The sequence below is a fragment of the Bacillus sp. B4EP4a genome, from assembly GCF_006680105.1.
Classification (GTDB): Bacteria; Bacillota; Bacilli; order Bacillales; family DSM-1321; genus Peribacillus; species Peribacillus simplex_E.
This window is the reverse complement of the sequence record NZ_VHIK01000017.1, coordinates 57,547-78,372: the sequence shown is the minus strand read 5'-3', so window position 1 is coordinate 78,372 and position 20,826 is coordinate 57,547. Positions and strand designations below refer to the sequence as shown.

The window sequence follows — 20,826 nt, the reverse complement described above, 5'->3', positions numbered from 1 at the left end:
CCCTTTTTCCCCTTAAAATAATCTTTCGGAAAGCATACATTTTTTAATAGTGAGCTTAATAAATTTAATACATTAAAGGATAGAAACTGAAGGATTCTTTTGAGTACACATAAAAAAATCTATATAATTCCCTATTTCCTTACTAAGCTTGATGTTTTTCTCTCTTCAAGTTACTTATCTTCTTACTTCTTTCTCTTTTTGGACAATGATCACATAGAAACCCATATGTATATTTTCACTCAAGGTATTGCGGCAACTTACTTAATAATCCTTGACTACTTCTCAAGGAAGTCGATTCTTTTGTAAGCTACCTTAATAATATCTTCTTTACTTATCTTGTTTTTAACTCAAAATTAAAATGGTTCTTAATATGAATTTAATAGAGTAGTTGCGATGGATAGCGAAAAACCTTCTTCCCCTCCTGAACGTCCAGCATGACATATACTCATTTAATCCATGGAATAATTTTACTTAACTAGATTTTAGCATATTTCCCATCATAATTTTTAAAGATTTTAAAATAAAGGATGTAACGTTATGAAAGAGGTTAATAATAAAGTTATCCAATTTAGGGATGAAAAAAAGGTACCAAGAGTAGGTGGCAACTAAAGGATGTTGGTGAGTTTATACCCAGGTTCTCAAAGTTTATAAATTTTAAATTGCCCCCTTAAACTAGATTGTTTTTGTAATATTAGGAAACATCATTTGTTGAAAACAAAGCACAAAATTTCCTAATAAAAACTCTGCCTTTCTTTTAAATAGTTCTTTATTACTCAAAAAAAAGGCAGGGATCTCCCCTGCCATTTCTATCAATTCATATTTATCGGCCAATAATAAAACACTAGTGTTACCATGATGATCATGACGCCGCTGATCATTAAATAGGTTGGGTATCTGCGGGTGATGTTCATTTCTTTTTGCTCGTCTATTTCAATTGGGGTTTGAAGGATATTGGCTTGAAACTCCCTTTCTTCGTTGGTGATCGTTCCATACTTGGAGCCAATGATAAGTGCGCCTATGCTTAAGATTAAACCGATGATTACAGGATTGAGATAAACGGGAAGGCTAATTCCGAACATGCCGAGGCTTTCTCCGAGAATCACTCCAACGAAGCCGAATACGATACTCCAAAAGGCTCCTTCTTTCGTTACCTTCTTTGAAAATACGCTTGATATGGCAATCGGTCCCCATGATGCCGCAAATAATGTTGCCGCAAAGTAGCCGATCCACATGACAGCAGGCGGCTGGAACAATCCAATCAATAGAATGATCAAGCTGATCACAACCATGGAAATGCGGCTGGCCCGTAATAGATGGTGATCTGTGTATTCCTTTTTCCGTGATTGTTCCATGATATCCCTTGTAATACTGCTTCCTATTATTTGAAGGAAGCTCGAACAGGATGATAATGCCGCAGCCATGATGCCGCTAACGATGATGACTCCAAGCCATGTCGGGACAATATTCATCGCTGCCCAAATGAATACCTTTTCCGTCGGTGCGATATCCGCTTTAATGGTGGTGATTGTCGATATGCTGATATGGAGAAACAAATAGACGGTCAAAATGGATATGGTTGCCCATACGCCGGCCCGGATGGCTACGTGTTCATTCCTAGCCATCAAGTATCGGCTGCTTTGCCATGGACTCACAGCAATGACAATGCCCCAGACCAAGCCCATGATGACTGCCCAAGCCAATGCTTCCCAAGGAGTGCCCATCGTTGCGGCAGGTCCGGTAATGCCATGCCAGCTTAATAAATCAGGCCGTTCAGCCAGGTTTGCCGCTTTCGTTACGGCATCAGGAAACCCGCCTGCAGATTTGATAATATAAGGAAAGCTCAGATACGTTGCGATTGAGAATAAAAAGAACATCACCGTATCGTTCACCATGACCCCCTTCGCTCCTGAGAGAATGGTAAAGGATGAATACACTACCCACATGATTACCAGAGCCATTGGATAGGAAACACCGGAAACCTCGGCCAATAAAACCGCTGCCCCTTGGGTAACGGCAACTAAGTATGCTGCTATACCGAGAATCGTCGTGATGGCAGCCGCCAGTCTTACCTTCTTTGAATGAAAGCGGTTACCAAAAAATTCAGGAACCGTCAATGATTTGCTTCTTCTTAAATATCTGCCAAACAGGAACACCCCGAAAATATAGCCGCTTGCATTAAAAATAACGAGGATCAGCAGCAGGATCGGATACCCTTCATAAGAAAATCCCGCTTCCCCCATGAACGATACGGTACTTAAGAAAGAGGCAACAAGCGTCCCCGTTATCATCAATGTGTTTCCGCTTCGTCCAGAAACATAATACTCCTCTGAGCTTTTCACTTTCCTGAATAAAAAGATGCCGATCGAGACATAAACACAAAAAGATATGATAATACCAAGCAGAAAGGCCACTTACATCCCCACCTTTTCAATCGGATCTTTTGCTTTTATTTCTTCTTGACTTCTTTTCATTTTCACTAGGAACACCTTCGTGATCCACCCCATGACAATTAAGGAACCCCCATAGCTTAAAGAGAAAATCAACTCACCCATTTCTTGACCCCCTTATCAAAATAGAAATAATCAATAGTTCAATATGCAATATCCATACCAAGTTTTTGAATATTCAGATTTTATGGAGGTTAATTTATTATTAATCGTCATGATAGCTAAATTGGTATTTACCCAGTTTGCGCATGATCGTCGTTTGGCTGACCTCCAGGGCCTTGGCCATTTTTCTGGTTGATTTATAGGTGGAAAGGGCCTGGGACAATAATTGCTTTTCCGTTTCCTCTAACGCTTTTTTTAAGGGAATGATTCCTGTTAAATTGACTAGCGCCGTATCTTTGTAGGTTAAATCGGAAGGCAAATCCTCTATCGTTACGATAGGTTTTCTAGCCGTCACGACAATTTGTTCAATTACATTTTCCAATTCCCGAACATTACCCGGGTAATCCTGCAGCTGAAGAATTAACTTGGAATGATCATCGATCGTGATTGATTGACCGTATTTTTCATTGAATTTCTTCAGAAAATAATCGGTTAATAATATAATATCTTCCTTTCGCTCCCGCAGCTGCGGTATTTCCATTGGAACGACATGCAACCGATAATATAGATCTTCGCGAAACTGATTATTCTTGATCATTTGCTTCAAGTCTTTATTCGTAGCGGAGATAATGCGAATATTCACCTTTTTCTCCTTCGTTCCTCCCACCTTCATGAATGTTCTCTCCTGGACCAGATGCAGGATTTTCACCTGAATGTCGAGCGGCATTTCCCCGATTTCATCAAGAAACAACGTGCCGCCATCAGCACTTTCAACAAGCCCTTGTTTCCCGTGCTTATTGGCTCCCGTGAATGCACCGCTTTCGTAACCGAACAGCTCGGACTCAATTAAAGCGGATGGAATCGCGCCGCAATTCACTTGAATGAATTTCTTATCCTTTCTATTGCTGAGATCATGAATGACCCTTGCTAAAACCCCTTTTCCGACTCCGGTTTCTCCATGGATAAAGATCGATGAATCCATCGGGGCGACTTTTTCAGCTAATTCCAAAACCTTTATCATCTTATCGGAATTTGTAATGAAATTATTGAACGAAACGGTTCTCGAATTCTCATGCTGGGCCCGCTGATTCCTAAGATTCACTCTGTTCAATTTACTCTTCATCTCAACCAATTCCGTAATATCCCTGGAATTCGAAACAATTCTATATAAGTTCCCCTCCTCATCAAAAATCGGCTTCGCGGTGCAGAATACAGTCAACCCATGCGGATAGGTTTGTTCCGCTGAATGGATCGCTTTCGTTTTCATCGTTTGTAATGTAACCGAATTGTTGATCAGCCCCTTTTCAACTAACTCATTAATGTTCTTATTAATAAAGGCTTCCGGCGGCAGCCCTGTAAGCTTCTTACACGCTTCACTCACGAATAACGTGTTCCCGTTGGCATCCGTCACGAAAATTTCATCATAACTGGAATCCAGGATTTGTGTCAGCTCTTTGACCTTCTTTCTTGTCACCTCCAGCTCTTCGTGCAGTGATTCATTTAGACTTATTAAGCTCTTAATCTTCTTTTTAAGCAGAATTTCCCTGACTTCATAAATCGGATAGCATCTATATTGGTTATCATTATGTTGAATCACAAAATCATAGGTGCTCATATCCTCTTCACTTAGCCTATCTAAATTCTCCATAACGACAAACGATGTATTAAGATAAGCCGTGATTTCCTGATTTTGACCACCGCTATCCAATCTCTTCAAAAAGAAGCCTTCATCTAATATACCGAGGATCTCCAGGTGATTTTTCATGACAATAAAAGGCGAAGAATTAATTTTCAGTAAGGATTTCACATCCAAAATAGAAATATCGGAAAATACAATTAGTGATTCTTTTTTTACTTCCATCACATCACCCCATAATTTGATTGCGAACCGTTTTTGTTACACTTTTTGGTGCGGCAAAGAAATAAGCGTCCCTCTCATTAGCAACGAATGTCCATCTATCAACCAATCTAATGCCGAACCTATTATGAATCACCACTTTTCAAAAAAGGTTCAGTTATCTATATATAAAATACTCGATTCATGGCCCATACCCTCTTTATAAAAGTAAAAAACGATTATGAATCTACATTCCCCGAACGGCATGATTATTGCATATTGAACCTGTATAGGGATAGGTAGAGGGCGATTGGTGCCCTCTATACTCTCATTCTATCTAAAATTAGGGAGTGGTCATGATCATGGCTCAATTCAAGAATCTGTTTACCCATTTAACGATCGGTTCAACTGAATTAAAAAACCGGATCTTAAGTACAGCACATCAAACAAATCATGTCACGGACGGAATCCCCACTTCGGATATGGTCGCTTATCATGAAGCCCGCGCTAAAGGGGGCGTCGGATTGATCATCCTTGAAGCGGCATCCGTACATCCATCGGGCATGCTAACGTCCAAAACAATTGCAGGATATGACCAAAGAATTGTCGATGCCTACAAAGAGATTTCCGAAACGCTCCATAAGTATGGAACGAAGGTTTTCTCGCAGCTATTTCATGGCGGAAGGGAAGTCGTATCGAGCGACTACCGAAATGCGGCATGGGCGCCATCAGCCGTTCCCAGCCTGCGCTTCGGCGTCATGCCAAAGCCAATGAGCCTAGAAGATATTGAAGGAGTGATAGAAGGGTTCGCCCATTCAGCACAGCTGGCAAAGGAAGGAGGACTTGATGGTGTCGAAATTTGCTGTTCACACGGATATCTTCCTGCCCAGTTTTGGTCGGTGCATACAAATAAACGCACCGATCTCTATGGCGGATCATTCGAAAATCGGATGCGATTCATAGTGGAAATTTTGGAGAAAGTATGGGAAAGAGTCGGAGAAGACTTTACCGTCGGCATTCGCATGAGTTCAGATGAACTGACGATGGACGGGACCACGATGAAGGATTCCGTGCAAATCGTCGAATATCTCGCAGAAAAAGTCCGATTGGATTTCATCAATGTCACAGCCGGAGATTCAAGCACCTTCGAGGGATCAACACATATCGTGCCGCCATCACCGATAAAGCACGCTTACTTATCTCCACATGGATTCAAAATCAGGATGGCAGGAGCCGTACCGGTCTTTGTAGGCAATCGAATCGTCGACCCCGTTGAAGCGGAACAGATCGTATCAACCGGAAAAGCCGATGTCGTCGGAATGACCAGGGCCTTAATCGTCGATCCTGACATGCCCAACAAAGCAAAAAACGGCGACCTGCAGGCAATCGATGCATGCATAGGCTGTTTACAAGCCTGTATCGGTCACTATCATAAAGGACTGCCGATTGGCTGTGTCCAAAACCCAACAACAGGTAAAGAAGCATGGATTTTACCAGAATTAAAGAAAACAAGAAACAAACAAAATGTCCTGGTGATCGGCGCCGGACCTGGCGGATTACAAGCAGCCATAACTGCGGACCACCTAGGTCATTCCGTTACACTGATCGATCAAAGCAAATCAATCGGCGGCCTGCTCCGCACCATGCGAAAAGCACCAATGCGGCATGAACTCGCTGAATCGATGCTCGATAACTACTCCCGGAAATTAATGAGAAGCAATATAAATGTACAATTAGGAAAAATCGCAACCGCCCAAGAAATATCCGAAGCTAACCCGGACGCCATCATCTGTGCAACAGGCTCACGGCCCTATACACCAGCCATCGAAGGAATCGATGACCCACGGATCATCATGAGTGATGACCTCTTCAGCTCAACAAAAAAAGTTGGGGAAAACGTACTCGTATTCGACTTCGGCGGTGACTGGCCCGGCATGGAAGCCGCCATCTATCTAGCCGAAAAAGGACATGGAGTCACACTCATTTCATCACGACTGCACATCGGTGAAACCGTTCACCAATATCTCAGGAATGAATACCTAAAAAAACTATATAACCTAAACGTCACACTCCTTCCCCACTACGATATCGGGGCAATCAAAGAAGATCACGTCATCATCCGGAATCTATTCACCCAACAAAAACAAGAACTAACCAATTGGGACTCCATCGTCCTCTCCCTTGGCCGCATTCCCAACACAGAACTATTCGAAGAAATGAAAGGCCATGCTCCCGTAGTGAAACAGATTGGGGATTGCCTGGGACCGCGTACCATTGAGGAAGCGACGCATGAAGGGATGATGAGTGTGATAAGTTTATAAAAAGAGAAGAGACATTCCAAAAGGAATGTCTCTTTTTCTTATAATATATGTTAGGCACGACCCTATTTTATTCTTACCATTTTTTAAAATTGAGCACTTTCCAAAAAAATATTAACCAAAGTATAATACAAAAAACTAACACGTATATATGAAAAATATCAAAGTTAAGAAAGATGTAAGCAATACTAAACAGGATAGGTAAAAGCAAACTTACAAGTATAGTAGATTTTTTAACAATTTTATATTGTAGATAGCAAATTCCTATCATTATAATAATAAGTAAATAAAACATAATATCAATCCCTAATAAAATTTTTTACTCCATAACTTTTGCTTTATCGAGAGCTTTTTTAGCATCAATTATGTCATAGGTACAAAATAATTTTTTCATTTTTACTCTCCTTATCCATAATAGGTAAATTTTATATAACAAGGATAATTATATCATATTACCTATTTATCACCTAACAAAATCATGATAAAATACCTATTTGGGATAAACTAGAAGAAAACCATACTCGATAACTACTCCCGGAAATTAATGAGAAGCAAGGTGAAACTGCAATTAGGCAAAACGGCCACCGTCCAAGAAATATCCGAATGGAAACCAGGCGCCATTATCTGTGCAACCGGCTCACGGCCCTATACACCAGCCATCGAAGGAATGGATGACCCACGGATCATCATGAGTGATGACCTATACAGCTCAACTAAAAAAGTCGGGGACAATGTACTCGTATTCGACTTTGACGGCGACTGGCCCGGCATGGAAGCAGCCATCTATCTAGCCGAAAAAGGTCACCAAGTCACACTCATATCATCACGACTGCACATCGGTGAAACCGTCCACCAATATCTCAGGAATGAAAACCTAAAAAAACTATACAACCTGAACGTCAAACTCCTTCCCCATTACGATATCGGGGCAATCAAAGAAAATCACGTCATTATTCGGAATCTATTCACCCAACAAAAAGAAGAACTAACAAACTGGGACTCCATCGTCCTCTCCCTTGGCCGCATTCCCAACACAGAACTATTCGAAGAAATGAAAGGCCATGCGCCTATTGTGAAACAGATTGGGGATTGCTTGGGACCGCGTACCATTGAGGAAGCAACGCATGAGGGGATGATGAGTGTGATTAGTTTATGAAGAGAGAAGAGACATCCCGGGTGGGATGTCTCTTTTTTTGAGGATATAGGTTAGGCATTATGGGCTCATTGGTTTTAATCATCTTGACCAATAACAATCTGTAATTTATTACACCCCTCGATCATGATATTATTTAATCATAGCAAACCTATAGGAGGATAACATGAAAAAGCAAGTTAAAGTAGTTGCAGCCATTATTGAAAATGACAAAGATGAAATACTATGTGCGTTACGCTCTCCAGATATGAGCATCCCGAACATGTGGGAATTCCCAGGTGGAAAAGTAGAAAAGGGTGAAGATATTTTTACTGCTTTAAAAAGAGAGATTGATGAAGAGTTACAATGCAAGGTTGAAACAGAGACATCAGTCTTTAATGATACTACGCATGAATATGAAACCTTTATTATTAATTTATTGTCTATAAAATGCAGAATCATTGAAGGTACACCCACAGCCAATGAACATTCTAAACTGATATGGTTAAGGCGTGAGAATCTAAGCTCACTAAAATGGGCTCCTGCTGACATTCCAGCTGTGGAGCAATTGATCAATGAAAAAAATAGTCTTCTCAAATGAGAAGACTATACTCTTTTAGTGAACTCAGTATATAAACTAGCCGGAACTTCATTCTCTAATTCCATTGTAACGGTAATTGGCTTTTCCCCTTCATATTCCACCGTGTTACCCTTCCCGATATAAACATAAGGTTCTGTCTTTCCATCTATTTCTTTATACTTTCTAATAAATAAATGTAAATGTATCCCTCTATCCTGGTTGAATACAATATTCTTTCCTCTCTCAGAACTTGGGGCTGTACTATTCGGAGTCTGCCATTGAAAAATGCGTTCGTTAATAAATTCATCGTGGTAATTAATGCTCTCTTTAATATCTTCTTCCTTGTGTAAATCAATAAATAAGAAATAGTCATTTCCATTCGAAAGTAAACCAGAACCCCTAAAAGCACTGTGGCTTTTGCGATAATTGGATAGTAATGCAGCATCACCCATTTGATATTGCTCATACAGCTTCAAATGTGGCACACCATAGTAGTCTTCTTTAAATTCCTTTTCATATCTAAAGATTCCATAAATAATAAGATCTTCGATATACGTTCTATATTCTTCATTCTGTAGAACCTTTTGATAAGAAGAAGTCTTAGATAAATGACCATCTTCAAGAGTAAATAACTTAAAGTTCCTCTTTTTCTGACCAGGATCATAAAAATCCTGATTTAGACACTGAAAGGCATGCAATACGCTATCTTCATCTACCTCTTTAACTAACTTCAATATCTCACGTTTTGCGGTTTCTAAAGAAATCTCATCATGGTCCAATAGATATTTAGCAATAGCAAACTCATACACTCGCTTTAAAGGTAACTTACTCGATAATTCCCTTATTACTCCTTCAAAAGCTTCGTCTAGTAATAGCCTTTTCAAGGAATCTTCTTTTTCTACCTTAGCTACAAATTGTAAATATGTTTTATCGCGATTAATAAACTTAATCGGATCTGGAGCTCCATCAAATTTCATATAATCCATTAATAATAAAGGAATTTTACCTTGATTCATTTTCTTAAATTCAAAATACTCTTCCTTCAAATACTTCAAAGAATTAAAGTTTTCCTTATCAATCTGTGCCAATATCCGTTCTTCAGAGATTTTATCCATTTGAATATGTGTACAACCTGGAATATTTGCAAAGCCAGTTGCAATAGCAACCTTCAAGCTTTCTTTATCATAATAACGGCTTCCATTTAATGCGATGGCAATTAAGAACGTTTTACTATGATTCCCGATAAAATCAAGGACGGTTAGGAAAGTCTTGTCTTTATGTTTACGAAGTCCTCGTCCTAGCTGTTGAATAAAAACAATCGGAGAATTAGTAGGTCTTAACATTAATACGGTATTTACAGAAGGAATATCAACACCTTCATTAAAAATATCAACGGTGAAAATAAATTCTAAATCATCATGATCATCTTCTAATCTATTTATATAATACGCTCTCTGCTCGACTGAGTCATTTCCAGATAAACAGATACTCTGAATACCCCTACTATTAAATTCTTGTGCCATATATTGTGAATGTTCAACGGTTACGCAAAAACCTATACCTTTTCTTTTTTCACCGTCATGGCCATAGAAATTCATATTCTTAATAATAAAGTCGACTCTCTCGTTAACCTTTAATCTCTTCGTTATCTCCGCTACATCGTCAATATCAACATCACTTAAATCAATTCCCTCAATGTCGGTAATACCAAAATAATGAAAGGGAATAACCAGTTCATCCTCTAAAGCCTCATGTAAACGAACTTCTAATGCAACATTATTATCAAATAGGTCAAAGACATTTTGTTGGTCGCTTCTCTCTGGAGTAGCTGTCATCCCTAATGTGAATTGTGGGTCGAAATATTCTAGCACTGCTTGATAGCTTGGGCTTGTCGCGTGGTGAGCCTCGTCAAAAATAATATAATCAAATTCGTCTCGTTTAAATTCCTCGTAACATTTAGACAAAGTTTGTATGGTAGAGAATATATAATCAGCATTTTTTTGCTTTTGATTCCCAGTTAGTAATCCAAATGTCAGTTTTTCATTAGGAAGGAGCTTTTCAAAAGTCTCTTTTGCTTTTTTTAATATTTCTTCTCTATGTACAATGAACAGTAATCTTTTAGGCTTGAATCCCTTTACATCAAAAGCAGACATATACGTTTTACCCGTACCTGTTGCTGCTATAACTAAGGCCTTCTTTTCCCCAAACGATCTAATTCTTTCAAGGTTTTCAACCGCACGTTTTTGCATGTTATTAGGAATGATATATTCAGAGCTTTCATAAATAAATTGCTGCGTATTCGTATAGCCCTTTAATTTACTCAAAAACTCTTCATACTTACTAATGAAATTGTCATCCGCTACAACACTACTATTCCATAATCCATCATATTCCTTTAATACATCTTTAAGAAATTGAGCATCCTCTTTAGCAATAATCTCAACATTCCACTCAATATTACTCTTAAGGGCACTTTGAGTAATATTAGAAGAACCAATAATCACCTTATAACTATCCTTAAATTCAAAAATATACGCTTTCGTATGAAAACCAATCGCCTTATCCGTTTCAAAAATCTTCAAATGGATATTACTAAACTCATTTATTTTCTTTAAAGCCTTCGCTTCAGTAAAATTCAGATAAGTAGAAGTAATAATCTTCCCCTTTACTCCCCTTTTTTCCGCGTTCTTAAAGGTATCCAACAACAACTGAAGACCACTATAATTAATAAAAGCGACGCTGAAATAAAACTTTTCACACTCATTTATAGAAGAAATTAATTCATTTAATAAATTACCCTTGTCTGAATTGACAATTAGCTTTTTCTCGATGTCCATGATTTGCTCCTGACTGTGGTTATATGAAGATACATGTTTTACTTGTTGAAAACTAATGTTTAGATAATGGTAACATAGAATTCCATAAAAATAGCTAACCAGTAGGGTCAGCTTCATAATCAATTTATTCGAAATCATAACTTGCTCATTTAATGGTAGAGTCTTTTATCTGTAGCTCTATATTCCACTTTATAAATTTGACTTTCCCCTTAGGAATAGGATAAAGATGGTCATACATAGTTTCTGTAATCCCTAATAATTCAGTTCTAGTATTAATAATGTCTAATAAATTCGAGAAAAAATAACTTGCAGATAAATCCTAAATAGAATAACAACTAAATTTCTCTTCATCATCCCACTTTTTTTTAAACACTCCATCATTAGAAACAATATGATTGATGCCATTTTTTTTGATAATGCATCAAATAAAGATCCTATAAATTCACCATTTCGTGGTTTTTTTAATATTTTTGATAAATGATTTTGATTATTTTTAGATTCACCAAAAATAAATAACCCATTTTTACTTAATAAAGTTTTGAATAGCACCTAATAAATTTAAACCGAAACTAGCTAACGGTTCATATTTCATAAACAGTTTATATATCATACTCAATTCTTCTTTTTCAATAATTTGGTTACTTTTAACCTTTTCTAAAAAAAGTTCTATTGCTTCTATATCTTCAATGTTAACAATATGATCTTCGGATAGATAGTTTTCAATCTCAATTATCTCATTGTTAATCACATTGGTGCTGTAATCTAGACTAATACGTCCATTACCATATTGGTTAATAATCACGTTATTGTAATTAACGGTTGATTGAGCTAATAATGGCTTTCCATAATATCTAATTTCTTTTTCAAAAAATACATCATTCGATGAATTGTATATAAAACCACCATGTGTAATTTGGTAATTAAAGCCTTCAACTTCAACTATGCTATGACTGGTTAAAAATCTTTTTTAGCTGTTCTTTTTTATTTAATTCCCATATGTAATATTTAAATACAAAAAAAACCTTATCATTTCATCAGGATACACAAAATAAGGAAAATCTTCATAATTTTTTTGGGCATCTATAAAATATAGAGCTACTAATAATATAAGTATAAATAAAATTACAAGTATTATTTCCATATTTCCTCCACTTTTGTAATAGTTGTTTTCTAATTTCATATTATAATAACTATCAGAAAATAACGATATATTTAAATGTGTTTTGATAAAGATAAAGCTTTTCTCATTATACTTATGATAAGGTTCACCTTAACCTTAACCTTAACCTTAAATAGGGTAAATTAGATATAAATAAAAAGAAGAAGGAAGGCTTCTTTCTTCTTCTTTTAAAATTAAGAATATCGATTTACCGCTAGGTAATGACTTATCACCGTGACTTATTCTACCATTACTTTTTCAATGGCTGCTTTTGGTTCGTCCGCTACGTTTACTTTAAGACCTTTTGCATTACCTTATTTCCAGCTTCATTTACCTACCGGTTCCCTTTAAATGTAACTACCCCTACAATAGACCATCTATTACCTTTTTTAATTCTTCATATGTACTTGGTTGAGCTATTTTTTTGAGTGAATTTAAAGATATTGTTTTTTGATGGGGAAAATGTATATCTAAGTCTTTAGTTAATGCAACGTAAAATTCCCATTGTGTCATATTTAATGGTTCAATTAATTCTAAGTTTTTCTCTTTTAGTAAACAAAAGACATATATATCTGCATTTCGTTTTACGGTCGGGCTATATTTATTTGTTTCATAATCATATTCTTTTTTTGCCCCAATACTAAAACTGATGTTTGAATATTTTTCTTTATGCCATGCTTGTATATACGCAGAGGATTTCACCTCGATTTTCATGCCTTTATAAACTAAATCATATGCGTCCCATTCAACTCGTAATTGATTTAAACAGCCAAGAGCAGTTCCAATTAAAAACTCGGCAAAAATTCCCCTTAGATTGTTTGTTAAAATTTTTGAAAATCCCCATTGCCAGAAATCTAACATAGTTTGGTCTGTTCCTAATATTGGGGTTTCTGATTTAAGAGGTATATCATCATTCATTTATAACCACATCCTTTTATGCAAACTTTCGAAACTACGTTTTCTTTTATATTTTAACTTCCCAATTAATTTCCACATAAACCTAAAAGGCATGTCACATTTGTAATTGCTTCTAGTTTTCTATTTTAAAAATCTTCTTCCCATGCTTCTTTTGCATCCAATAGCCTTTGTGATAAAAACTCATAAAAGTTCTTTGCTGTATTGTAGTCATCAAGTCCCCCTTGTCTATTCCACGCTATTACTGGGCACTCATTATTTTCCATTTTGCTTGTATATAGACAATAAACATATTCTCCAGCATTTTCAATAACTACTAAATCCTTATCCAATCCTAACACTCTATAACTCTTCGTATTAACAACAACTGGAGCTCTATTTGACTTAGCCACTCCTAAAATATCAACACCAAATGACCCACCAGAACCATAGGTCGTTAAAAACCACTTATAACTTTCTGGTAATTCCACCCCTAACTCATTTTGAACTACATTGATTTGACTTACATCTACTCCACCAGTAAAGTCATCTGATTCCTTATGTTCATTAATAAAATTTGTTATTACCTCTTTATTCATTCAGTAATCCCCCTTCAAACAATAGTTGGTGTTTAGATTGTAAGGCAAAAGATTAGGAATTGAGACTAATTCTTTTGCCTAGCTGTTTTGTTCCTTTTTTGCGGTAAGATAAGGGTGCACGATAAATCTAAATGAACAAAAATACAGATAGTTCCTTTGATCTTCGAAAGGCTCTATCCACTTCTTCTGATATAAAAACATTTCTTACTTTATAGCAAATCATGATAAATAACTATTACCCTCAGCTTTTACCAATCTTCTTCATCTTCATCCCAATCTTCTTTTACCAATTCAAGGCGTTCGATTAAATAGTCTAAAAAATTATCGGCAAGCGTTCGACCATAGCCTTCCTGATTATCCCACGTAATAACTAGGCATTCTCCATCTTTCATTTTATTAGTATCGAGGCAATAGGCAAATTCATCAATATCTTCTATAACCAGAAGTCCATCGATTAAACCATAATACTTTTGATGATCTTTGGTAGCAGTTACTACTGATGCACCTACAAAGTCATAACCAATTATATCAATACCAAAACTTCCCCCTGAGCCATAGTTTTTTAAAAACCATTTGTAGCTCTCCGGAAGTGGGACTTGTAATTTATTTTCTGTTTCTTTAACTTTGTCTTCACTTACCCCACCTGTAAAATCATCATCTTTGCCATATTTCTTAATGAATTCCTGTAGACCTGAATAATTCAACGAAATCACCTTTTAATCCTTAGTTTCGTAACGCACGGACAAGTATGAAGAATACACTAAGGGAATAATCAAATTAGAAGCATGAATTCCAATTTTCATTTTTCTTGAATCTTTCTGGAATTTTACTTTTCCATATTAACATGAGTTCCTTAAATTCTTCAGTCTCCATTTCGTTTTCATAAGGCTCTTCATATGTATAAAAGTGTTCAAGGACTGTCATATCTTTTTTTATTAGCACACTTGTTGCATTAAGTTGAATCTCAAAATCCTGATATAAACCATTTAAGACATTTTCAACTAGCGTAATATACTCTTCTGCTTCTTCCTCTGTAGGGATGTCTTCAATAAAATCAGCGAATAATTTTATTTCATCCGATAATTTTATTCTCAATGTCCCAACATGGTCTCTAAAAAAATCGTATGAATATTTCATACTCAACCTCCATCGTAGTCCCATTGAATTTCAAAAGAGCTATCAGCCGTTCCAAAAAATCCTTATAGCATTATCAATTCATATAAATCCAGCTTTCACCAATCCTCTTCGTCTTCATCCCAGTTTTCTTTTGCCTCCTCAAGACTTTCGATCAAATAGTCTAGAAAATTGTCAGCTGCGGTAAAACCATATCCTTCTTGGTTATCCCAAAGAATCACTGGGCATTCTCCATTTTGCATTTTATTAGTATCGAGACAGTAAGCAAATTCATCAACACTTTCTATTACAACTATCCCGTCAATTAATTTATAATACTTCTGATAATCTTTAGTGGCATCTACTACTGCAGGACCTGTTAAACCATACCCAATTATTTCTACACCAAAAATGCCACCATAACCATAGTTTCTTAAAAACCATTTATAGCTATCCGGAAGTGGGACTTGTAGTTTAATTTCGGTTTCTTTAACTTTTTCATCACTTACTCCACCTGTAAAATAAGCTTCTTGACGATTTGTTTTAATAAATTCTTGTAACTTAGAATACTTCAACTAATTCACCTTCTAGTCTTTAGTTCCGTATTGCTTTCCTCTCCAATACTTTGAAATCCTTGATTAAATAAGATGGATTATTCTTCAACGTCTTCATGTAATTTTTCTAAAAATTCATTAATATCATTCGCTAGAAAATACATATTGCTCATATCATCAGGATTTTCAGGTTCTTGCTCATGATTCCAAAAATAAATATTATCCATATAAGGTACTTTAGTGGCTAAGCATATAGCATTACCAGCAGGATCATCTGCTATTGGAATAAATCCATCTGGAAGTCTAAACTCATATATGTCTATAACCTCTTCCAAGTTATCATACATGTCACCTATCCCATTAAATACATTCAAAACACTTTTTCCCTGCTCTTCAGATATATCAAATAAATTTGGCTCGGGGGTTCCCCCATTCCATTTAAGTAAAAACCCCTTATACTTTTCCGTTAATTTCACATTATTTTCTGTTTCAAATTGCTCTATCACTTCTAGAGAAAGTTTATTATGCGAGTTTTTAATTCTAACCATTTTAAAATCCTCCTCTTATCTATTTTCCATTAATGGTTTATCTTTGGAATATCTCTGGAATTTTATCTCGCCATACTAAAAGTAATTCTATAAATTGCTTTGTTTCTATCGTATTTTCTTGAGGTTCTTCAATTCTAAAAAAGTTTTCAACAATTGTTACATCTTTTTTTATGAGTACACTTGTAGCATTTAATTCAATTTCAAAGTCATCAAATGTCCCTTTTAAAACCTTTTCGATATATTCTATATATTCATCGACTTGGTCTACTGTTGCAATATTTTCAATGAAATCTGTGAAAAGACAAATTTCTTCCGGCAAAATTATTCCTAAATCACCAAATGGATCTTTCTTAAACTCGTATGAATATTTCATATGATTTGATCCCCTTTTTGATTTTCTAACAACTTAACGATTTCCTCTTGCCCTTGTTCCCTTGCAAAAATTAATGCGTCCATATCTTTCATAGATTCACCACTATATTTAACCTCTGTATCTATGCCACTTTCAATTAATAGTTTTGCAATATTAACATGCCCATTACTAATTGCTCCAAACAATGGGTTTCTTTCTGGTTCGCTTACGTCCATATCAGCCCTACAAGATAATAAATATCTTACTATATCAATATGCCCTGCAGAAGCAGCTTCGTTCAATGCTCCACCACCGTATACTCCACCTAGCACATTAATATTTGAACCAAGTTCTATTAGTTTTTTAACTATATTTAACTCCCCTCTAGAAGCTGCGACATGAAGCCACGTACCAAACGGAGTCATCATATTTAAATGTTCAGCATTAGAGCCGATTAATTCAACTACTTTTTCTATATTGCCTTTTTTTATAGCCGAACGAACTTCTTTTGCAACTTGTTTATTATCCATCCCTTAACTATTTCCTCCTTTTCAGTTCACTTTTCTATTCTTTTACATCCATTCTTTGCTTTAAATATTCAGCAATTTCTATTTGTCCTCTTTCAATGGCAGATGTATAAGCATCCATATCTTTCTTGTTGTCACCAGAGTATTTTATAAATATATCTATATTATTCTCAACTAACAATTTAACAATCTCAAAATGACCACCATATATTGCTGCAAACAAAGGATTTCTATCTGGTTCACTAGTATCAATCTCAACATTCTGGTTAATGAGATATTCGGCAATATCTAAATGCCCTTTTGTAGCTGCTCTTTCAAGGGCATTTGTAGAAAAAGTTCCTCCCTGTGCATTAGTACTTATCCCGGCATTCATAAGATATTGTATTATTTCTAAACGCCCATAAGCTGCTGCTATATGTAACCATGTACCAAAGGGTGTCATCCATGTTAACATTTCTGGTTCTTTCTCAAGTAAATCTTTTACCGTATCCAATTGGCCACTTTTTATGGCACCTCTAATGTCTTTCGCAATTTGAGTTTTATCCATTTTAGTTTCTCCTTTATTTACAAGGTTTCTAGTACTTTAAAATATCACCAAAGATCTGCACCTGCCTTTGTTCCTTTCTTTCGGCATTTTTAGGGGATATGGGCGCACATAAAGATTTAATATTTTTCTTTAAAAATATAAAGTACCCATTTCAAAAAAATTTATATACTAAATAGAATTACAACCTAAATGTCTATCTCATCTATAACTTTAGGTGTAACTTTAAACTCTATATAATACATAAAAAAACCTCGAAAAGCTTAAGCCAATCAAGGTTTTTTATCTAAATTACAAGTATTCTACTGCACCTAAAAACTCTAAATTACTTTTATTAATTGCGGTTTTCTTTTTAATACCCTCATATTTAAAGTTGTATAGAAGAATTACAACATTATACTCACTTGGCAACTGCGCGCCACACAACGTAGAAAATTCAGGAATAATGTCATCATCGTAAGAGAACCCTTCTAATAATCGACTAAGCGAGTTATCAGCTTCATCATAAAAATCTGCTTCTCTAACAGCGTCGTCATATCTTTCGATGCCAAAGCTTCGAGCAAACATTGATGGAATAAAATCCCCATCCTCTGTATAAGAAATTTCAAGTAAATTGTCTAATTCCTCTGATGTGTTAATATTCCCTACCCAAAATGATACAAATCCTTCTTTTTGCATAAGCTACCTCCTATTTGGTTTCAATCCACCTAAGTGATAGACATTGACATTCAGTAGTAGAGTTATTTCTATTCTTTAAATTATAAACGGTTCACTGGGAAGCCCTACAAAAAAAGGAACCTTGAAAGGCATTTTGCCAATCAAGGATAAGTTTCAATATTTATTACTCCATCATATCAAAAAAGTATTCATTGTCTTCATCAACTTTTTTTATAAAACTCTCTAATGAATCAGCTATTTTATTGTCAAAGAAGTGTACAGAGGTCCTTTGAGTATCATTTAAATCAAGTGTTAAATATACACCCTCGTTTACTTCATAAAAAACAAGTTTGTCTGCTTCTTCATAAATCCCCTCTAAGTCAGGGTCATACTCATAGATACCTTCCCTTAGTGTAATATCTGCAATAGTATCAGGATCCATTAATCTACTTATTGAATTCTCATTATTGCCTTTAAAAAAACCATAACCAACTTCTAAGTATAACTCCCTTAGTTCAGGGGGAAATTTAAATCCCAGTCTTTCCTCTGCTTTTATAAGGTCATTTTCTTTTAATGGAAAAAACTTATGATTACTATTTTTAATATAATCAAATTTAGCCACCATCAATTACCTCCTTGGAAACAATTTATTTGATGGAGATCCTTTACCATGAATGCCTGCCTGATGTTCATCAGGAAATTTGGCAGGATGTATATTCCACCATTCATGTGGACCACCAAAATTATTTTCTATAATATGATGCGCATCATAAGGTTGCGCGATATCTCTCGCGACTCTACCGTTCTTATCATAAACTTCTTCTGTATAACGGGGCCATTTTTGTCCTGTTTTTCCTTCCCATTCACTTATTAGTTTGTCTTTTACACTGTTAAACTTGTTTCTATGTTTCATAGTCTCAACTGGTGTCATTTTTTCAAATTTATGATTCCTTAAAGCTTCCTTTATTTGTTGTGTTTGTGCTTTATGAATCTTTAATCCCGTTATTGTCTCGACATTTCTAATATAATCTTTAGCTAAATCGTAATCAATTTTACCCGTACCCCTACCACTAACTTCCGACTCCACTTTCGCCATCGAAATTAATTGTTCTTTTAATCCAACACCATTAACCACATTATAAGGTACTGCCCCTGCCAACGACAGTTGGTTTTTAGGATTGTATGGCAATAGGTTAGCGATAGTGGCCAGTTCTTTTGCCTTTGTTGCACCGTTTACTGCAGCGGCCTTGGTAGTGGCTACCCCAGTCTTCGTTATGGCTCCTGCGCCTTTTGTTCCTACTACTGACGTTACGACTGTTCCAAGAGCATATGATACCCAGTGAGCCCGCGAATAGGCATCGCCATTTACCATATCTCTTTCATATGAATCCGAGATGGACTTGGAAATATATTTATAGGTTTTTATCGGGTGCATGATTGAATTTGCTACACCTTCAACCGTTTCCCCAGGATCTGTGACAAAATCCCAAACTCCCGTCACAAAGTCTTTACCAACATCATAAAGTCCTACGCCAATTCCTTTTGCAATGTCTGCCGTTTGCTTAGAGGATTCTAATTGTAGGACATATTGCTGCTGGGTGGGCGCTAATTTTTCATACCCGATCTGCTTGGCTATTTTGAGGAACTCATCTGGATCTGTTACATGATCGAGTTGTGCCTTTAATTCTTTGATCCGGCGATTCTCCGCTTCCTCTTTCTTAACCTTAAGATATTCCGCGGTTTCTTTTTTCCTTACTTCTAGGTTTTTATAGGCTTCACTATTTTTATAAGCTGCTGCATTAAAATAGAGAGGGGATACTACTCCTCCCCTTGTACTGGATACTTTCAATTGCTCCATGAGTGCCGTCACTGCCGCTTGGTCTGCTTCGGATTTAGCATATTCAGCCGTCCACTTATGATCAATCTCGTTTACTTTGTCTATCGTTTGGTTCCGTTTCCTTTCAGCTTTCTCCATATTTTCAAAGAACGCTTCATCAGAGAAAGGCTCTAACTGAATGATATCATCAATTCCGGAGAATATTTTTTTCAGATCATTTTTTTGGGCTGTGACCAATTCTTTGGAATTCCGGCTGGCGTTCTCCAGCTCTTCCTCTAAAAAAGGAACCGTAACCACGGTTTCACTAAGATTAGCTTCGATAGTATCTCCTTGAATTCCACTTAAAAAGGCAACATGCCGATTGATCAGACGCAGCCAAGAATCCACAACATCAATCTGCGCTTTGTAAAATCCTTTAATGGCCTCTGCGCCTTGACCCTGCAGCTCATCGTCCAAATTGACGATACTCTCAAATCCTTTTTTTAATTCCGTGAGCTGTTCTTTTAGGTCATTATATTGCCCGACACGCGTTTGCATGGCAGAAACTAGTGTTTGAGATTCGTAAATCATAGACATTATTGAAAGTCCTTTCAACTTCTTTTCTTATAACTTGATTTCATTTGTATGTAATAATTTTATTTACTGTAAAATTATGGACTGATTATATTTTAGAAGAGTTTCTTCATTTATTCAAGAATTGAAAGGACTTTTTACTAAACGGATTAAAAATGAAGTAAATAGTTATTAGTATAAAGAGGATAGGCTAATAGAATATTTCTTTAAGCTTTG

Annotated in this window: 19 protein-coding genes and 1 pseudogene; 3 read left to right on the top strand and 17 right to left on the bottom strand. The window is 36.1% G+C overall.

Annotation, left to right across the window (positions count from 1 at the left end; translation table 11 throughout):
* Positions 1–809: 809 nt before the first annotated feature.
* The 3 genes from FNK51_RS10130 to FNK51_RS10125 all read right to left on the bottom strand — a co-directional run bounded on the left by FNK51_RS10130 (position 810) and on the right by FNK51_RS10125 (position 4,410).
* On the bottom strand, positions 810–2,411 hold the full coding sequence (locus tag FNK51_RS10130) for a sodium:solute symporter family protein (RefSeq protein ID WP_141993233.1): 1,602 nt from the start codon (positions 2,409–2,411) through the stop codon (positions 810–812).
* A complete protein-coding gene (locus FNK51_RS26535; RefSeq protein ID WP_181762236.1) occupies positions 2,412–2,552 on the bottom strand; it encodes a hypothetical protein in 141 nt (46 codons plus the stop codon). It lies immediately after the preceding gene.
* A gap of 100 nt (positions 2,553–2,652) precedes the next feature.
* Positions 2,653–4,410 carry a sigma-54 interaction domain-containing protein gene (locus tag FNK51_RS10125; protein ID WP_141993232.1) on the bottom strand — a complete coding sequence of 586 codons (1,758 nt, stop codon included), beginning with the start codon at positions 4,408–4,410 and terminating at the stop codon, positions 2,653–2,655.
* 338 nt (positions 4,411–4,748) lie between these two features.
* On the opposite strand from FNK51_RS10125, the gene FNK51_RS10120 reads away from it, so the two are divergent.
* The 3 genes from FNK51_RS10120 to FNK51_RS10110 all read left to right on the top strand — a co-directional run bounded on the left by FNK51_RS10120 (position 4,749) and on the right by FNK51_RS10110 (position 8,437).
* The gene (locus tag FNK51_RS10120) at positions 4,749–6,707 is read left to right on the top strand and encodes an oxidoreductase (protein ID WP_181762235.1); all 1,959 of its coding nucleotides are present in this window, start codon (positions 4,749–4,751) and stop codon (positions 6,705–6,707) included.
* 553 nt (positions 6,708–7,260) lie between these two features.
* On the top strand, positions 7,261–7,860 hold the full coding sequence (locus FNK51_RS10115; RefSeq protein ID WP_181762234.1) for an FAD-dependent oxidoreductase: 600 nt from the start codon (positions 7,261–7,263) through the stop codon (positions 7,858–7,860).
* Positions 7,861–8,023: 163 nt separating this feature from the next.
* Positions 8,024–8,437 (top strand): (deoxy)nucleoside triphosphate pyrophosphohydrolase, encoded by a 414-nt coding sequence (locus tag FNK51_RS10110; protein ID WP_133350234.1) that lies wholly within the window; start codon positions 8,024–8,026, stop codon positions 8,435–8,437.
* A gap of 5 nt (positions 8,438–8,442) precedes the next feature.
* Here the strand turns inward: FNK51_RS10110 and FNK51_RS10105 are convergent, their stop codons facing one another.
* The 14 genes and pseudogenes from FNK51_RS10105 to FNK51_RS10040 form a co-directional block, all read right to left on the bottom strand.
* The gene (locus FNK51_RS10105; protein WP_141993229.1) at positions 8,443–11,253 is read right to left on the bottom strand and encodes a DEAD/DEAH box helicase; all 2,811 of its coding nucleotides are present in this window, start codon (positions 11,251–11,253) and stop codon (positions 8,443–8,445) included.
* A 523-nt stretch (positions 11,254–11,776) separates the two neighbouring features.
* Positions 11,777–12,055: a hypothetical protein gene (locus FNK51_RS26935; protein ID WP_141993228.1), complete on the bottom strand. Its 279-nt coding sequence runs from the start codon at positions 12,053–12,055 to the stop codon at positions 11,777–11,779.
* Between the two features lie 720 nt (positions 12,056–12,775).
* On the bottom strand, positions 12,776–13,330 hold the full coding sequence (locus FNK51_RS10095; protein WP_141993227.1) for a hypothetical protein: 555 nt from the start codon (positions 13,328–13,330) through the stop codon (positions 12,776–12,778).
* A gap of 125 nt (positions 13,331–13,455) precedes the next feature.
* Complete coding sequence (locus FNK51_RS10090) at positions 13,456–13,905, bottom strand: SMI1/KNR4 family protein (protein ID WP_141993226.1); 450 nt, start codon at positions 13,903–13,905, stop codon at positions 13,456–13,458.
* A 248-nt stretch (positions 13,906–14,153) separates the two neighbouring features.
* Complete coding sequence (locus tag FNK51_RS10085; RefSeq protein WP_141993225.1) at positions 14,154–14,609, bottom strand: SMI1/KNR4 family protein; 456 nt, start codon at positions 14,607–14,609, stop codon at positions 14,154–14,156.
* Positions 14,610–14,682: 73 nt separating this feature from the next.
* The gene (locus FNK51_RS10080) at positions 14,683–15,042 is read right to left on the bottom strand and encodes a tRNA-Val4 (protein ID WP_141993224.1); all 360 of its coding nucleotides are present in this window, start codon (positions 15,040–15,042) and stop codon (positions 14,683–14,685) included.
* Positions 15,043–15,137: 95 nt separating this feature from the next.
* Positions 15,138–15,593, bottom strand: coding sequence for an SMI1/KNR4 family protein (locus tag FNK51_RS10075; protein WP_141993223.1), 456 nt, complete (start codon positions 15,591–15,593; stop codon positions 15,138–15,140).
* 77 nt (positions 15,594–15,670) lie between these two features.
* Complete coding sequence (locus tag FNK51_RS10070; protein ID WP_141993222.1) at positions 15,671–16,120, bottom strand: SMI1/KNR4 family protein; 450 nt, start codon at positions 16,118–16,120, stop codon at positions 15,671–15,673.
* Positions 16,121–16,157: 37 nt separating this feature from the next.
* Entirely contained in the window at positions 16,158–16,493 is a 336-nt protein-coding gene (locus FNK51_RS10065; RefSeq protein WP_141993221.1) for a tRNA-Val4, read from the bottom strand.
* A gap of 14 nt (positions 16,494–16,507) precedes the next feature.
* Positions 16,508–17,002: pseudogene (locus FNK51_RS10060) on the bottom strand (ankyrin repeat domain-containing protein); the annotation flags it as partial.
* Between the two features lie 34 nt (positions 17,003–17,036).
* Positions 17,037–17,546, bottom strand: coding sequence for an ankyrin repeat domain-containing protein (locus tag FNK51_RS10055; protein ID WP_141993220.1), 510 nt, complete (start codon positions 17,544–17,546; stop codon positions 17,037–17,039).
* A 288-nt stretch (positions 17,547–17,834) separates the two neighbouring features.
* The gene (locus tag FNK51_RS10050) at positions 17,835–18,221 is read right to left on the bottom strand and encodes an immunity 22 family protein (RefSeq protein WP_141993219.1); all 387 of its coding nucleotides are present in this window, start codon (positions 18,219–18,221) and stop codon (positions 17,835–17,837) included.
* A gap of 163 nt (positions 18,222–18,384) precedes the next feature.
* Positions 18,385–18,822, bottom strand: coding sequence for an SMI1/KNR4 family protein (locus tag FNK51_RS10045; RefSeq protein WP_141993218.1), 438 nt, complete (start codon positions 18,820–18,822; stop codon positions 18,385–18,387).
* Between the two features lie 6 nt (positions 18,823–18,828).
* Positions 18,829–20,613, bottom strand: coding sequence for a ribonuclease YeeF family protein (locus FNK51_RS10040; protein WP_141993217.1), 1,785 nt, complete (start codon positions 20,611–20,613; stop codon positions 18,829–18,831).
* Positions 20,614–20,826: the final 213 nt, after the last annotated feature.

What these genes read in the sequence shown, in the direction of transcription:
- FNK51_RS26535 (WP_181762236.1), bottom strand. Translation starts at nt 2,552, where the DNA reads ATGGGTGAGTTGATTTTCTCTTTAAGCTATGGGGGTTCCTTAATTGTC.
- FNK51_RS10125 (WP_141993232.1), bottom strand. Translation starts at nt 4,410, where the DNA reads ATGGAAGTAAAAAAAGAATCACTAATTGTATTTTCCGATATTTCTATT.
- FNK51_RS10120 (WP_181762235.1), top strand. Translation starts at nt 4,749, where the DNA reads ATGGCTCAATTCAAGAATCTGTTTACCCATTTAACGATCGGTTCAACT.
- FNK51_RS10110 (WP_133350234.1), top strand. Translation starts at nt 8,024, where the DNA reads ATGAAAAAGCAAGTTAAAGTAGTTGCAGCCATTATTGAAAATGACAAA.
- FNK51_RS10105 (WP_141993229.1), bottom strand. Translation starts at nt 11,253, where the DNA reads ATGGACATCGAGAAAAAGCTAATTGTCAATTCAGACAAGGGTAATTTA.
- FNK51_RS10095 (WP_141993227.1), bottom strand. Translation starts at nt 13,330, where the DNA reads ATGAATGATGATATACCTCTTAAATCAGAAACCCCAATATTAGGAACA.
- FNK51_RS10090 (WP_141993226.1), bottom strand. Translation starts at nt 13,905, where the DNA reads ATGAATAAAGAGGTAATAACAAATTTTATTAATGAACATAAGGAATCA.
- FNK51_RS10080 (WP_141993224.1), bottom strand. Translation starts at nt 15,042, where the DNA reads ATGAAATATTCATACGATTTTTTTAGAGACCATGTTGGGACATTGAGA.
- FNK51_RS10070 (WP_141993222.1), bottom strand. Translation starts at nt 16,120, where the DNA reads ATGGTTAGAATTAAAAACTCGCATAATAAACTTTCTCTAGAAGTGATA.
- FNK51_RS10065 (WP_141993221.1), bottom strand. Translation starts at nt 16,493, where the DNA reads ATGAAATATTCATACGAGTTTAAGAAAGATCCATTTGGTGATTTAGGA.
- FNK51_RS10055 (WP_141993220.1), bottom strand. Translation starts at nt 17,546, where the DNA reads ATGGATAAAACTCAAATTGCGAAAGACATTAGAGGTGCCATAAAAAGT.
- FNK51_RS10050 (WP_141993219.1), bottom strand. Translation starts at nt 18,221, where the DNA reads ATGCAAAAAGAAGGATTTGTATCATTTTGGGTAGGGAATATTAACACA.
- FNK51_RS10040 (WP_141993217.1), bottom strand. Translation starts at nt 20,613, where the DNA reads ATGTCTATGATTTACGAATCTCAAACACTAGTTTCTGCCATGCAAACG.